The following is a 14,625-nucleotide window of genomic DNA, read 5'->3' on the forward strand; positions in this document are numbered from 1 at the left end:
TGAAACTTTCAAAAAAACATCTTTGGCATTTAAAAAAGTATCCTATTTGGGAATATCATACCTTCGAACAGGAATAAATCTGATTTTTCATAGAACTTTTGGCATTACCTTGTTTCTATTTAGTATTTTAACACAATTTATCAACATCAAAAGAAGAAGGGCTTGTCATGTGACAGCCCTTTTCTCATTTAACTATGTCAATTATTAGCGAATTTCTGTTACCCCGCCCATATAAGGCACTAACACATCCGGAATTTTGATGCTGCCATCTTCTTGCTGGTAGTTCTCGATAATTGCTGCGACTGTTCTACCCACTGCTAAACCTGAACCGTTCAAAGTATGGACGTAATCAATTTTGCCGTCTTCCTTTCTATAACGAATCATGGCTCTTCTAGCTTGGAAGGCTTCTGTATTGGAACATGAACTAATTTCTCTATAAGTGTTTTGGGCAGGTATCCAGACCTCTAAATCATACGTTTTAGCTGCTGCAAAACCTGTATCTCCTGTAGAAAGCAAAACAACACGGTAAGGAAGTCCAAGTTTTTGTAAAATGGCTTCTGCATTGTTTGTCATTTTTTCTAATTCATCATAAGACTCTTCCGGTTTAGAAAACTTAACCATCTCTACTTTATTGAACTGATGCAAACGAATGAGACCTCGTGTGTCTCTCCCGGCACTCCCTGCTTCAGAACGGAAAGAAGGGGAAAGAGCTGTAAAGTATTTAGGTAAGTCTTTTTCGTCTAAAATCTCATCCTTAAAGAAGTTGGTTAAAGGGACTTCTGATGTTGGGATAAGAGTGAGAGGATGCCCATCCACCTGGAATACATCTTCTTTGAATTTAGGGAATTGACCTGTTCCAAATAAAGCTTCATCATTCGCCAAATAAGGAGGAATCAACTCTTCGTATCCATGTTCACTAATATGAGTATCTAACATGAAATTGTAAATAGCTCTTTCAAGACGAGCACCTAGTCCTCTGTAGTAAACAAAACGGCTGCGAGCCACTTTTGCGCCTCGTTCGAAGTCTAGAATATTTAAGTCTGTTCCTAAATCCCAATGCGGCTTAGGTTCGAAAGCAAACTCTGGAACTTCTCCCCATCTTCTGATTTCCTCGTTAGACTCTTCATCTTCTCCTATTGGAAGAGAAGGATGCGGTAAATTAGGGAGACCAGACGCGATTCCCTTCACCTGCTCTTCGATGTCTTCCAACTGATTATCAATAGCTTTGATTTCTGATCCCACTTTTTTCATAGAGGCGATCGCATCGTCTGCATTCTCTTTATTTCGTTTCTTTTGAGCAATTTGATCGGATACATCATTCCGTTCTTTTTTGAGTTGTTCAGACTTTTGAATGAGCTCTCTTCTGTTCTCGTCCAATTCTTTTAACCGGTCTAATTCTTCACCGTTAACTCCACGTGTTTCTAGCTTGCTTTTGACTTCATCAAAATGTGTGCGAATCAGTTTAATATCTAACATAATAGTATCCTTCTTTCTTTTTTATTTTTTATACAAAAAAAGCAGCCATCTATCCCTGGTTTGAGGGACGAAGGCTGCTTTTCGCGGTACCACCCTGGTTCAAAAAAGTAAAATTTTTTGCTCTTTAAGGGATAACGGTCCACGCCGAAATAATTCATCATTATTTTATACCGCGATGGATTCAAGATGTCACAAGATCAGTTTTCACCACCCACTGACTCTCTAGACTTGATTTCACCTTTACTAGTTCGCTTAATGTGTTCTATTCATTTGATATCTATTTTACCTTATAAGGCTTTCAGAGGTCAACCTTTATGAGTAATTTTAAAAGCGTGAGCTTAGGCTGCTAAAGAAGTCTTTTAACCACGTTGTGAGAATCGTGACGAATCCAGCTCTTTCAACCGATTCAGCCGCTACAACTTGAATAGCTTCCGCGCTTTCGCCCTCTAAAAATTCAATGGTCTCATCACCTTCAATGATTAACTCACCGACTACGTCACCTTCGGCAATAGGCGCTTCTATCTGACCATTTTGATCTAGTAATTCCTCACTTGCTTCAAACGTATAACTGATAGAATCTAAATCTGTCCCGTTTGGAAGATAGCAACTCAGTTCATCGGTTGTTTTTAAGGCCACTTCTTCTGTTAAACCATTTCTAACAGGTAGTGATTCTTCCTCTAATACCATATCAGCTTCAATAATTGTTTGGAAATCCCAATCATTAAACCCGTAATCTAGCAGCTTGGAGGTTTCAACAAATCGCTGACCCTTGTCAGCCATTCCGTCTCCTGCGCCCATGACGACTGATATTAAACGTTGTCCGTCAGATTCAGCTGTCCCAGTAAAAGTAGCTCCCGCAAACTGAGTCGTTCCTGTTTTCAGGCCGTCAACACCTGGACGTGCATGACTTAGCCCTTCTAACATCCAGTTCCAGTTCATCATTGAGATAGCATCTGACGTGCCCTCTCTAAAGACCTTTGTAGGAATACTCGATGTTTCTAAAACTTGTGGGTAATCTTTTAGTAAGTGTTTAGACACGGTCGCAATCCCTTTAGCTGACATTGTGTTTTCATCTTCGCTGTCGCTACCTGGGTAGTGGTTATCCAATAAGAAAGAATTGTTTAAACCTGTTGTGTTGTATAGTTCATACTCTTCAATACCCCACGACTCAACTAGTTCTCTCATACGGTCAACAAAAGCGTGTTCGGATCCTTCCATTTCTTCTGCTAATGCGATGGTTGCTCCATTTGCTGAATAAATAGCTAATGCTTCATACAGTTCTTCTACTGTATAAGTCTCACCTAAGCGTAGAGGAACATTTGAAAGAGCATAGTTTTGACTAATCGCATGGGCATAGTCGCTAATCGTTACTTCTGTATCCCAAGATATATTTCCTGCTTCAATCTCTTCAAACAAGATATATTCAACCAGCATTTTAGTCATAGAGGCAATGCCTTTTTGCTCATCTGCGTTTTGGTTATATAAAATTTGTCCGGTTTCAAAGTCTAATAACAAAGCAGATTCCGCATCAATTTCTCCGACACCATTTGATGTATCTTCTTCCGCAAAGACCGCTGTTTGGGTCGCTAAGACAGGTAGTGTGACTGACGCAGCTAAAGTTGTTTTAAGTAAAGTCATCCATTTTTGTTTATTCATTTTATTAACTCCTAGTTTAAATTTCTTCTCAAAAATTACTTTTCGATTCAGGGATTTTTTCATCAAGTCTTATCGTACTCTTTCAACCATGAAAACACAACATCATTTCAAAAACTTCAAATTTTTGACACTAGATTGTAATAGTTTAAGTCTATATATAAGCAAATGAGAAAAGACCTCTTAATTTAAGAAGTCTTTTAAAGTTATTTACTTTTCGTTACTGTCTCTTCTGTATTTAATGGGAGAACAATAGTAAAGTCCGTCCACCCATCGGTTACTTTAGCTGATATTGTTCCTCCGTGCAACTCAACAATGCTTTGAGCGATAGCTAATCCCAGCCCTGTTCCAGCTGTTTCTTGAGATCGTGAGACCTCCGCTCTATAGAATCGTTCAAATAATTGTTCAATGGCTTCTTGAGGGAGTGTTTCTCCGTCATTTTTAACAGAGATAACGGCATTGGCCCCTTTTTTCTCTGCTTCCATACGAATGACCTTTCCACCTTTCCCATATTTTAAGGCGTTAGAAAGCAAATTATTAAAAACGCGCACAATTTTTTCAGTATCCGCCCGCATCATTAAACTTTCACGAGGCGCAACGACTTGAATTTCTCGCCCTTTTTCTCGTGCTTCTAGTTCGAAATCAATGGCTAATTGTTCTAACAATTGAATCATATCAAATGTCACATAGTCTAAAGGAGTTGTAGTTTGTCTGACTGTTGTGTACTCAAATAAATCATCAACCAGCGTTTTCATCTGTTTCGATTTTTCAAAAGCCGTGTGCACATATTTTTTAACTTCTTCTTCCGATTCATATCGGCCTTCTTCTATTAGACCTAAATACCCAATTATAGATGTCAAAGGTGTACGAATATCATGACTCACATTTGTAATCAATTCGTCTTTACTTTGCTCGATGCGTCTTTCTTCTTCCATCGCTTCAATTGTTGAATCAACTAAGACATGAATACTGTCAATGACATTCCCCATGCTTCCACTATAATTCCCACTAATTCGGTGGGTATAATTTCCCTTAGCTATATAATGCAGTTCTTTAATCACGTGTTGCATTTCGTATTGACGGTAGCGTCGCTTCAGTCTCCAGAATATAGCTACTACCGCTACTATAATGAGTATAAGAAAGACTAGTGGAGTCAGTCCCCATAATTCTTGAGTCCGTATATCTTCAAGCGTACTGCCAAAGAACCAAAAGTCTTCAAATACAGTGCCAAACGTCACTACAAACCATCTGAATATTTCATATACAGCGAAGTAACAAAGAAAAATAATACCAGCTGTAACTACAGCTTCAAAAGCTAATCGCCAACGCTCTCTTCTTGTTAATTCCAAAGTGGTCCTCCTAGTTAATTTTCGATCTTGTAACCTACGCCCCAGACTGTTTTGACTACTTTTTCTCCTCCGGTCGCTTTTTCAATTTTATCGCGTAAATGACTCACATGTACCATGACCGTTTTAGCAGGAACCAGACTTTCTTGCTTCCAGACTTTTTCAAATATTTCATCTGCACTGAAAACACGATTGGGATTCGTGGCTAATAAATATAAAATACCAAACTCCAAGGCAGTCAATTGAATATCCACACCATCTATGGTTTCTACCTCGTGCTGGTCACGTCGTATAATTAACGGACCAATCTCCAACTCACCAGAGTCCGTTTCTGTTTTCCCATAAGCGCTTCGTCTCATTAAAGACTTCACTCGGGCTAATACTTCCAAGGGATTAAATGGCTTTACTACATAATCATCCGCTCCATTGGTCAATCCTCTGATTTTATCCACATCAGCCGTTTTAGCACTCAGCATTAAAATAGGTAAAGACGATTCTTGACGAAGTTCTTTTACCACTTCTAAGCCACTTTTTTTCGGCATCATTACATCCAGTATCAAACAATCAATATCCAAGGTTTTAACTTTATCGATAACCTCTTGACCATCATAGGCTTTCTCAACTTGAAAGCCTTCGTTTTTTATATATATTTCAAGCAAATCACAAATTTCTTTATCATCATCTGCTACAAGTATACGCATAATTAACGTCCCTCCTCATCCTATCGCTTCTATTTTATCATGTAAGAGCGACAATAATACTAAAGAATTTCTAAAGGATAGACACTACATGTCCCTTATCGTCTCTTTATCCACATAGTAAACATGCCTTTCATCTACAAACTTTCCTTTTGAAAGGATCTTTTGTATATCTTCTTCTGCTTCATAATGAAGGGTTTTAATGGTCTTGGTTTGTTCAGGTTCTCCTTCTTCTTTAATGATTACTCTTCTGTCAACAAATCGATAGATATACGTTTTCGCTTGTTCCGGCTCGAGTTTTGGCCTTTTAATACCTAAGGTCAATACCGTTTTTATCAAGTCTTTTAGAATCATTCTCTGAACACGATAGCCTTTTGCCTCAATTAGTGTCTTTTTCATTTTTTCTCCCTTTAATCCTGTGATATCTTTATCCTACTCTTTCATACGGAATAATGAAAGACCATAAAATTTTTAACCATTCTATAGAAAACACACGAACCCTTATCTTTTTAATAAGGTATATGGAACCCTCAGATAATGACTCGTGTGTTTAAAATATATTAGTAAATAGTCGCATCCACTGGATAAGCATAAAATACAAATCGTTCGGGTGCATACCCTAAATAATCAAAGGGGTAACAAGTCGAAACAACTAGAACTTCTTCACCCATTTGACCGACTACAGATGTATCTTCTGCATCGACTATTTCAGTCTCTCTAATCTCATAGGTGAATTCGCCATATGGCATAGTGACAACGAATGTGTCCCCTAGCTCTAATTGTGAAAAGTTTTTAAAGACAGTGTCCCGATGACCTGATAAGATAGTCTGTTCACCTTGGCCGGGGAAAACCGTACTGGACATATGCCCCACCCCTTTATCTAAGGCATCCGGATCAGTTCCTTCTACTATCCCAATACTCCGGTCTAGTTTCGGAATGTAAAGGAGGCCAAATGCTTCATGTTTGTCAGCAGAAAAGGATGAAATGGTGTCATCATCATTATTTTCTGTCTTCAACTCTTGAACTGCTACTTTAGCTTCAGCCATGGTCACTGATTGCATTTGGTTTTGCTGATATAAAGAATAGCCAAAATACCCTAGCAACCCTAATCCAATAACAATGAGACTATTTGCAAGCCACTTCATCCCATTCCCTCCTTTTATGTAAGAAAAGCGAAGAATATCTCTTCGCTGTTTCTTTCATTCTATTTTACCTTATTTGCGTTTACGAATAAAGTGAATCCCGGAACCAGTGAGTAGACCCATTAAGCCAATCAATCCAACTGTCCATGTAACGGTCGCTGTTTGAGGTAGTCTTTCACTTGTTTCTTCCTCAACTTCCGTTACTTCTTCCTGGTCTTCAGCATCTTCGGCGTTATGAGCTTCCGATTCTTCCGAAGAGTCATCTTCTGACTGTTCTGGTTGTTCTGGTTCTTCTGTTTCATCTTCACCATCTGACTCACCCGGTTGTTCTTCTTCTACTTGAGCAAAGACACCGTAAATTGAGAAATGAGTGACGGTAGAGGTAATCGTCTGACCTTCTACCTCAGCTGCACGCTGTTCCCACAATCCTGTTTCTTCATTATAGTAGTAGATAAAGACCTCTTCTCCTACAAAGTCCGCGTTAATTCCCAGGGTCAGTTCAAAGTTACCACTAAAATCTTCTTCCCCTTCTGGATAAACCATAGTGACTCGTACGACTTCACCCGCTATAACTAGTGTATAGTTTCCAGCGACATCTAACTCAGGAAGGTCTGTTTCATCTAAATAGTCTACTATGATTTCAGTTCCTTCTGGTAAATCTGCTGGCATTCTAACAGAAGTACTTCCATCAGCGATAATTGCAACTTGTCCAGGAAGTATAGGTGTTTGAATGCCTTCTTCAATAACTACTGGTTCCACATCATCTAAGGACATCAAGAGAGTCAGCTCACCGAATATGGAAGGATCTTGCCAACCTGAGCCTGTCGTGTCATTCCATGCCCCTACTCCATGACGCTCGCCGTCTATAGCATCATTCACTTGTACATCAAAACCTATAGTGTGTCCTACTTCTGGAGTTATATATTTCCATGGAATAGCCATTTCAACTATATAACCTGAATCTGTTTCACGAGCCTCTGATTGGAAACCTTCACTGTAGCGTTCTGGATTAAATGATGATTGGTTTAGATAATTGACTCGGTACTGACCAACTCCGTCAATATAACTTGACGTACTTTCACCTGTTTCATTTACAAATGCTTCTACTGAATCTTGTTCATGAGCTTCCGAAGCAGTAGCATCCAGTTGACTATCCGTTACTTGGAAAAGAACATATAAGTTCTCATTATCCCATAGCGTTCTAGCTGTCCCGCTCGCATTAATATTATGAGCTGACTGCATACGATTCATGTTTAAAACAGGTGCTTCGCTCCAGATATCATCTATTTCGGCGTTGATTTCTGGTGTTCCAAATACTGAATAACTGTGGTTGACTTCTGCGTCTCCAATTGGATATTCCTCTAAAAACCCATCTGGATCAACAACAGCATCATAAGCTAATTTAGCACGTAGGCTTCCATCAAAGATTAACGGGAAACGCTCGGAGCGCCAGCTATTCGCATCGTTCAGTCCCCAGAATGTCACACGATCGATAGAATCTGAATGTTCACGGAAAATTTGGAATAGTCTAGCATAAAATTGAGCTTGACGAATGTTTTCCTCTTCCAGAAATTCGTTCTCTGTACTTGTCGTAACATCTAGTTCTGTAATGCCTATTTCAATTCCTAACTGTTCAAATCTCTCAATAGATTGCTTTACATTTTCTGGATTATCACTAATACTATAGTGACCTTGCATCCCAACACCTGAAATCAACTTTCGAGTATCTCCAGTCTCTGCAGTCCATTGTTCATTGATATCTTTAATCATGTGATACATGGTGCGGGCTTTCCCTTGAACGTGGTCGTTATAGTCATTGTAATAAAGTACCATATCGTTCCAGCCTTTTTCATCAGCAAATTCTCGAGCTATACGGAAGGCTTGATAAATATAATCCTCACCTATAGCACGAAGCCAACCCGTATTGCGAAGGTTCGCTCTCCAATTTTCAGGATTGTCCCAACTTCCAGCTAGCGCTTCGTTAACAACGTCCCAGCTTCCTAGTGGTCCAAAGTTCTCCATAACTGTTTCAATATGCATTTGCATATTTTCAAGAGCGGCTTCTCTAGAAAGTGCTTCTCCATTTTCAGTGTGATGCCACTCAGGCGACTGTGAATGCCATACTAATACATGTCCATGAAGATCTAACCCTTCAGCTTTAACTGTTTCAGCCAGTAAATTAGAACCACTGAAATCAAACTCACGGCCATCATACACTTCTCCTGGCTTCATAGCATTTTCAGCTGTGACCAAGCTGTGATGATGTGTCAACAAGTCTAATCTAGGTCCTTCTAAATCAGGCATAGATACAGCATTGCCTATTCTAAAGTAGTCAGCATATACATCTTTTATAGGAGTTAAACTTAAGTCTACATCAATTGGTTCCGATTCAACTTCAACAAAATTAACATCATCAATATAGAAATCTAGGTTCACATTATTAGACTCCACATAAATTGAAACGAATCCGCCTCCTAAAGAGGTATAGCGGTATTCTCCTAAAATCTCTACCCATCCATCAGCGGCACTTAATGTTGCACTTGAAATATTATTGTATGCAGCTGATGAACCATCGCCGACTTGAGTAGAAAGCGTTAAAGTCTGCGGTGAATCTGTGTCTACTTTAACCCAAGCTGATACTTCATACGTTTCTCCCACATTAATATAGGGGGTGACTTCAAGTGACGGTCCATGCCAGTTATTTTGACGATTAGATATATGCAAACTATACTGTCCATTTGGTGTGTGGTTTTCTTCATCTGTTATAATCAAATGTTCCTCACCGTAGCGTCCTTCAAAACCACTTAGCTCTTCACTTTCAAAATCAATGAAGGTAAATTCTTCTGCTGGTGGGGCATCCGGATCTGGTTCTTCTGCTTCAATAGGCGTCTGGTTAGGATCCCATTCAATTAGTACTTCAGTAATAGTAAAATCTACGCCGGCACCTGCCTCATTAGACTGCACTCTCAATCGAGTATAGGCCTCATTAGATAAAGTAAATGTATCTGTTAAAATAAATTCTTCTCCTGATGCAAAATTTGCTTCAGCTAATAACGGATAATCTTCTTCCGGTACTTGCAGCCAAGCTTGGGCTTCTTCAGGTACATCTACTCCATCATCTACATTTCCTCGAATAGTAATATCATAGGTATAGCCAAACTCCATTCCAGAAACTGCAAAAGGAATATCTAGCCCGTGCCAATTTTCTGAACGATTAGTTACTTGCATTGCACCATTATCATGTGTAACCGTTACACCAGCTCCGACTGTCCCTTCACTATCCTCTTCAAACGTAGCATGATACAAAATGTCTAATTCTGATTCTTTATTAGAATCTTCATTCACACTTTCGTCGTCAGATTCATCATCGGATTCTTCACCAGGATTAGCAGGACCTGCTTCCTCATCAGAATCTCCCGGATCAATTTCACCACTTTCTTCAGTTGTAATTAAAATATTAGCAACCGCAAACTCAATATCTTTTCCTTGCTCATTTGATTGGACACGAAAAGCTACTGGTAAGTTTTCATCTTCATCGACCTCGTCTGTATGAGTATATTCTCCCTCTAAGACAAAAGGTTCTCCAGCTTCTAATTCAGAAGTTCCGTCAATCCATCCATAAGTATCTGGAGTTTGTAAGGTTAGCTGTGCACCTTCAGGTATAAATTCTTCAGAATCTAAATATCCCAATATACTAATAGAGTACTCTTGACCCACTTCTAATTCAAGTGAACTAAATCTTACATCAATCCCACTCCAGTCATTTCCTCGGTCAGTTACCCAAACCCCTGCGCTATTTTCATTACCTTCAAAATCTAAGTCACTTGCATGAGTCAAAGTAGACCCCGCATCTTGAATGGCTGGATCATTTTGAATATTTTCGGGACTGGCAAAGTCATTATGATAGATTTCAATTGTATTCGGTTCTTCTACTTCATTCTCTACTTCTTGCGCCATTGCCAACGATCCCGAAGATATAATCGGGGCGATGAGTAGCGCACTGGTTAATCCATTGACTATTTTAAAGATTGAACGTTTCTCCATTTCTTTCCTCCTTGTTTACGTGCCTATTATTTCTCAGTATGTATACATGAGAATAAACGATTAAAACTAAAGGCTAAGAGTAAATGAGCGGTCTCCTCCTTCCAATTCACACTTCTCTAAATTACAAAACGCTTACAAATATATAATAGTTATCTTATGAAGCGGTTTCAACAGTTAATTAGTTAATAAAACAAATTAACTCAATAAAGTCACATTACAACTGTTTTTGTAATGCTGTCGTAATATATCCCTGCTTTTTTGTTTAGTTAGTTTAAAAAAAGCAAAGTAGATGTCTCTACTCTGCCTCATTCATATATTCAATTAATGATTTAAATGTGTTTCTATCCAACTCTCCACAATAGATTCTGGGTTTGCACCAGACATTCTACTTTTATACTTGCCATTAGAAAATAGGATGGAGGTGGGAGTGGAGTAAATCGAGAATGCTTCTAACCAGTCGGGATGGTGGGTGCGATTGACTTCTCCAATGACTATATCATTTGGTCTCTTTTTCTCAATTCGCTCTAAAATAGTGGAAGACATCTTACATGGGGCACAGAAATCAGACCAAAAGTGAAGAATGACGACCGGAGAAGAGTGAATAACTTGAGAAAAATTCTCTTCTGTTACCGTTACAATCATTTGGCTCTTCCTCTCTTAATCTTCGTGTTCCTCATGAGTGGCTGTTTTCTTTTTAATCGTCACACCTGATCCTAAATATATTTCGTTCTCACTATCGGGGTTTCGTTTAATAGTAAAGTGGTCGGGTACTTTGTCCACTCCACCCCTAACAAATGGGTTACATCTCATAATACGTGAAACGCCCATTACCGAGCCTTTTAGCGCACCATGCTTTTCTAATGCTTCCACAGTATAGTGGGAACAAGACGGATAATAACGACAACTCGGAGGAAACAAAGGAGAAATTAATTTCTGATAAGCTTTTACGATAGACAGCAATATTTTTTTCACGATACGTTACTCCTTCATTGGTTTGTTAAGGTAGTATAGCAAAAACACTTACTAAAAAAAAGCTATCATTAGAAAAGTTTAACAAAAAGGCTGCCTATATGAAAAGGCAGCCATTATTTATTATTCTACTTCGAAAATATCTTCGACGGTACGTGTCACATAACGTGCACCTATTGATTTGGTATATAATTTGACTCCATCCAGTTCAAACATATCTTGGGCAATAATGTCAGCCATCGCTGCTTCAACTACAGCAGGTTCTAAGTCCAGTGCCGGTTGATTGATTCCTAATACACGGCTCTTGCCTTCTGATGTCTCAAATCTTAACTCTAATCGTTTAGTCATATTGTTTTCCTCCTATTATATCTATCGAGTTTATTAGAAGCTGTAACGGTACTCTTCTACTACAACAGCATGTGAAACAGGTAATTCGTTAACCGATTCAATGGCTTCCGTAAAAGCTGTTACTTGTTCCTCTGATAAATTTTGAATCAACCCTGGATAGCTACGACGTACCGTTTTTTCATTTAAGGCATCCTCTAAATAAATATCGACTTTATTTTTCATCCAATCTTTTTGCATCGTATTTCCCCCTCTACTGTTTTGTGTAAGGTGATCACTACTTACACCTTTAATAACGAAAGGAACCGATTAAGTGTTACCCTTTTTTATAATATTCTGCATCCCGTCTTTCTCATTAGTGTAAATAAACGTATTCACGATATCTATTTAAGATAAGGCCATTCAGACTAAAGAATGCATATTGATTGTTCTAACATTACAGAATCTGTAACATTGTATATACGTATGTGAAAATTGAAAGGAGAAACTATGTTTAACAAGAAGAGAAAAGGTTCAGTATATATGAGTCTGTTGTTGATTATATCTTTTATTATGAGTGCGGCTACCGCTCCTATGACTGGGCAGGCCGAAGAAGTAGAGGAAAATAATCAAACGTATCTTATTGCAACAGATGTCACATTCGCCCCATTTGAATTTCAGAATGCATATGGTGAATATGTCGGAATTGATATGGATTTATTGGCTGCTATTGCAGAAGATCAAGGGTTTGAATACGAATTGAGACCAATGAACTTCAGTGCAGGATTGCAAGCTTTGGAAACCAATCAGGTGGACGGAATGATGGCGGGTATGGGAATAACGCCAGAACGTGAGGAGTCCTTTGATTTTTCTGATCCCTATTTTGAATCCGGTCCTGTATTAGCTGTTCGTGCAGGCAATGATGAAATTCAGGAATACTCTGATTTAGATGGAAAAACTTTAGCTGTAAAAGTCGGAACAACCGGCGCGGAATTTGCCGGTGAATTGGCTTCAGAATATGATATTGAAATCAACCAGTTTGAAGATTCAGCCAGTATGTATGAAGACGTATTAGCTAATCACTCAGATGCAGCGATAGAAGACTATCCTGTTATGGCTTATGCTATACAACAAGGATTGGAATTAGACTTTCCTCTAGAACCTGAATCAGGTGATTCTTATGGTTTTGCAGTCAACCAAGGCGAAAATCAAGAGTTACTGGAGATGTTCAATGCTGGTTTAGCTAATATGATCGCCGATGGGATTTATGATGAAATTGTCGAACGCTACTTAGGTGACAGCACGGAAGTCGCTCAAAGTGTCGGGTTCTTCGGTTTGTTACGAGCTAACTTTGGTGATTTAATGTCCGGACTTGGACGTACGCTTGTCTTAACACTTGTCTCTTTTGGTATTTCACTGCTGGCTGGTACCATTATCGGTTTGTTTAGTGCGACACCAAGTAAGGCTCTGAATGTCATTGCAGACATCTACGTCACTATTTTAAGAGGAATTCCATTAATTGTATTGGCGTTCTTTATGTACTTTTCCGTTCCTCAATTATTCAATATGCAGATTTCTGCTTTCATGGCTGGGGTTATAACGTTGAGTTTAAATACCACCGCTTATATAGCTGAACAAGTACGTGGAGGGATTGCGGCTGTTCCTGGAGGCCAACTCGAAGCGGCTCGAAGTCTAGGCCTCCCTTACCGGGTATCGATGCAGAAAGTCGTCTTACCGCAAGCAATTAAAATTATGATTCCTTCATTAATTAACCAGTTTGTTATTACATTGAAAGATACATCTATTCTTTCAGTTATTGGTATCGTTGAATTAACTCAAACCGGACGAATCATTATTGCTCGTTCTTATCAGTCAGGTGCCATGTGGATTATTATTGGTGCCATTTACCTCATCATTATTACTTTACTAACAAAATTATCCAATGTGGTCGAAAGGAGATTAATTCATAATGATTAAACTGAGAACAGAAGGCTTGAGAAAAAGTTTTGGAGATTTAGAAGTTTTAAAAGGATTGGATTTAGAAGTAGCAGAAGGTGAAGTTGTCGTCATTATCGGCCCTTCTGGTTCTGGTAAAAGTACTTTTCTAAGGTGTATGAACTTATTAGAAGAAGTCAATGGCGGGCGTGTGATTATTGATGATCATGACCTAACAGACCCTTCTCAAAATATAAATAAAATTAGAGAAAATATAGGAATGGTTTTCCAGCAATTTAACTTATTTCCTCATCTTTCTGTTAGAGAAAACATTATGATGGCTCCTAAGCAACTGCGCAATGTTTCGGATAAAGAAGCGGAAGAATTAACCATGCGTCTACTGAAAAGTGTGGGTATGGAAGATAAAATCGATGCTTATCCTAACTCCTTATCCCGTGGTCAAAAACAGCGTATTGCCATTGCTAGAGCTTTAGCCATGGATCCAGACATCATGCTGTTTGACGAACCGACCAGTGCATTAGACCCAGAAATGGTTGGAGAAGTGCTGGAAGTTATGCAGAATCTGGCTGAAGAAGGAATGACAATGGTGGTTGTAACTCACGAGATGGGCTTCGCCAGAGAAATGGCCGACCGCATTATTTTTATGGATGAAGGCCATATTGTTGAAAGAGGAACCCCTGAACAAATCTTTGATCATCCTAAAAATGAAAGAACGAAAGACTTCTTAGAAAAAGTATTATAATAGAAATCTGACTAAAGCAAATCTGATGTGATTTTGCTTTAGTCTTTTATTTTAGAGAACTTTAAATGTATATTATCTGAAAAGCCTATCGCTTGATTCAATTTTTTCGGATCCTCTTTTTAGAGAGTCAGTTCCCACTTAAGACACCTGGTATTTTCTAAAGTAGTCACTGAATCATTTCTGTTACTACTTTAGACATTTAAATTCACTAGTGTTGCATAAAACTTCCTAATAAACGTTGTGTTCATTGTTACGATTATCACAAATGCTTTTCA

Annotated in this window: 14 protein-coding genes and 1 other annotated feature; of the genes, 3 read left to right on the plus strand and 11 right to left on the minus strand. The window is 38.7% G+C overall.

Going from position 1 to position 14,625, the window contains the following annotated elements:
* A partial coding sequence (locus ABDZ53_RS00060; RefSeq protein ID WP_343752716.1) for a hypothetical protein occupies positions 1–208 on the plus strand: 208 nt, incomplete at its 5' end.
* Here the strand turns inward: ABDZ53_RS00060 and serS are convergent.
* The 11 genes from serS to ABDZ53_RS00115 all read right to left on the minus strand — a co-directional run bounded on the left by serS (position 205) and on the right by ABDZ53_RS00115 (position 11,913).
* Positions 205–1,476, minus strand: a complete 1,272-nt coding sequence (gene serS / locus ABDZ53_RS00065; protein WP_343752718.1) for a serine--tRNA ligase — start codon at positions 1,474–1,476, stop codon at positions 205–207. The genes ABDZ53_RS00060 and serS overlap by 4 nt on opposite strands.
* Positions 1,477–1,536: 60 nt before the next feature.
* Positions 1,537–1,741: a binding site (T-box leader), on the minus strand.
* 59 nt (positions 1,742–1,800) lie between these two features.
* A complete protein-coding gene (locus ABDZ53_RS00070) occupies positions 1,801–3,132 on the minus strand; it encodes a serine hydrolase (protein WP_343752720.1) in 1,332 nt (443 codons plus the stop codon).
* 203 nt (positions 3,133–3,335) lie between these two features.
* Positions 3,336–4,478: a sensor histidine kinase gene (locus ABDZ53_RS00075; RefSeq protein WP_343752722.1), complete on the minus strand. Its 1,143-nt coding sequence runs from the start codon at positions 4,476–4,478 to the stop codon at positions 3,336–3,338.
* A gap of 14 nt (positions 4,479–4,492) precedes the next feature.
* Positions 4,493–5,176 carry a response regulator transcription factor gene (locus tag ABDZ53_RS00080; protein ID WP_343752724.1) on the minus strand — a complete coding sequence of 228 codons (684 nt, stop codon included), beginning with the start codon at positions 5,174–5,176 and terminating at the stop codon, positions 4,493–4,495.
* A gap of 84 nt (positions 5,177–5,260) precedes the next feature.
* Complete coding sequence (locus ABDZ53_RS00085; protein WP_343752726.1) at positions 5,261–5,572, minus strand: hypothetical protein; 312 nt, start codon at positions 5,570–5,572, stop codon at positions 5,261–5,263.
* A gap of 161 nt (positions 5,573–5,733) precedes the next feature.
* The gene (locus tag ABDZ53_RS00090) at positions 5,734–6,318 is read right to left on the minus strand and encodes a class D sortase (protein WP_343752728.1); all 585 of its coding nucleotides are present in this window, start codon (positions 6,316–6,318) and stop codon (positions 5,734–5,736) included.
* 69 nt (positions 6,319–6,387) lie between these two features.
* Entirely contained in the window at positions 6,388–10,359 is a 3,972-nt protein-coding gene (locus tag ABDZ53_RS00095; protein ID WP_343752730.1) for an endo-1,4-beta-xylanase, read from the minus strand.
* A 321-nt stretch (positions 10,360–10,680) separates the two neighbouring features.
* A complete protein-coding gene (locus ABDZ53_RS00100) occupies positions 10,681–11,001 on the minus strand; it encodes a thioredoxin family protein (RefSeq protein WP_343752732.1) in 321 nt (106 codons plus the stop codon).
* Between the two features lie 15 nt (positions 11,002–11,016).
* Positions 11,017–11,331: a membrane protein insertion efficiency factor YidD gene (gene yidD, locus ABDZ53_RS00105; protein ID WP_343752734.1), complete on the minus strand. Its 315-nt coding sequence runs from the start codon at positions 11,329–11,331 to the stop codon at positions 11,017–11,019.
* Between the two features lie 120 nt (positions 11,332–11,451).
* A complete protein-coding gene (locus tag ABDZ53_RS00110) occupies positions 11,452–11,676 on the minus strand; it encodes a DUF2922 domain-containing protein (protein WP_343752736.1) in 225 nt (74 codons plus the stop codon).
* A gap of 33 nt (positions 11,677–11,709) precedes the next feature.
* Positions 11,710–11,913 (minus strand): DUF1659 domain-containing protein, encoded by a 204-nt coding sequence (locus ABDZ53_RS00115; RefSeq protein WP_343752738.1) that lies wholly within the window; start codon positions 11,911–11,913, stop codon positions 11,710–11,712.
* Positions 11,914–12,162: 249 nt separating this feature from the next.
* Here ABDZ53_RS00115 and ABDZ53_RS00120 point away from each other — a divergent pair, with 249 nt between their 5' ends.
* The gene (locus ABDZ53_RS00120; RefSeq protein ID WP_343752740.1) at positions 12,163–13,629 is read left to right on the plus strand and encodes an amino acid ABC transporter substrate-binding protein/permease; all 1,467 of its coding nucleotides are present in this window, start codon (positions 12,163–12,165) and stop codon (positions 13,627–13,629) included.
* Positions 13,619–14,350, plus strand: coding sequence for an amino acid ABC transporter ATP-binding protein (locus tag ABDZ53_RS00125; RefSeq protein ID WP_343752742.1), 732 nt, complete (start codon positions 13,619–13,621; stop codon positions 14,348–14,350). Before ABDZ53_RS00120 ends, ABDZ53_RS00125 begins: the two co-directional genes overlap by 11 nt.
* The last annotated feature ends 275 nt before the right edge of the window (positions 14,351–14,625 follow it).

The sequence above is a fragment of the Alkalibacterium iburiense genome, assembly GCF_039521845.1.
GTDB lineage: Bacteria > Bacillota > Bacilli > Lactobacillales > Carnobacteriaceae_A > Alkalibacterium > Alkalibacterium iburiense.

What these genes read in the sequence shown, in the direction of transcription:
- serS (WP_343752718.1), bottom strand. Translation starts at nt 1,476, where the DNA reads ATGTTAGATATTAAACTGATTCGCACACATTTTGATGAAGTCAAAAGC.
- ABDZ53_RS00070 (WP_343752720.1), bottom strand. Translation starts at nt 3,132, where the DNA reads ATGAATAAACAAAAATGGATGACTTTACTTAAAACAACTTTAGCTGCG.
- ABDZ53_RS00080 (WP_343752724.1), bottom strand. Translation starts at nt 5,176, where the DNA reads ATGCGTATACTTGTAGCAGATGATGATAAAGAAATTTGTGATTTGCTT.
- ABDZ53_RS00085 (WP_343752726.1), bottom strand. Translation starts at nt 5,572, where the DNA reads ATGAAAAAGACACTAATTGAGGCAAAAGGCTATCGTGTTCAGAGAATG.
- ABDZ53_RS00090 (WP_343752728.1), bottom strand. Translation starts at nt 6,318, where the DNA reads ATGAAGTGGCTTGCAAATAGTCTCATTGTTATTGGATTAGGGTTGCTA.
- ABDZ53_RS00095 (WP_343752730.1), bottom strand. Translation starts at nt 10,359, where the DNA reads ATGGAGAAACGTTCAATCTTTAAAATAGTCAATGGATTAACCAGTGCG.
- ABDZ53_RS00100 (WP_343752732.1), bottom strand. Translation starts at nt 11,001, where the DNA reads ATGATTGTAACGGTAACAGAAGAGAATTTTTCTCAAGTTATTCACTCT.
- ABDZ53_RS00110 (WP_343752736.1), bottom strand. Translation starts at nt 11,676, where the DNA reads ATGACTAAACGATTAGAGTTAAGATTTGAGACATCAGAAGGCAAGAGC.
- ABDZ53_RS00115 (WP_343752738.1), bottom strand. Translation starts at nt 11,913, where the DNA reads ATGCAAAAAGATTGGATGAAAAATAAAGTCGATATTTATTTAGAGGAT.
- ABDZ53_RS00120 (WP_343752740.1), top strand. Translation starts at nt 12,163, where the DNA reads ATGTTTAACAAGAAGAGAAAAGGTTCAGTATATATGAGTCTGTTGTTG.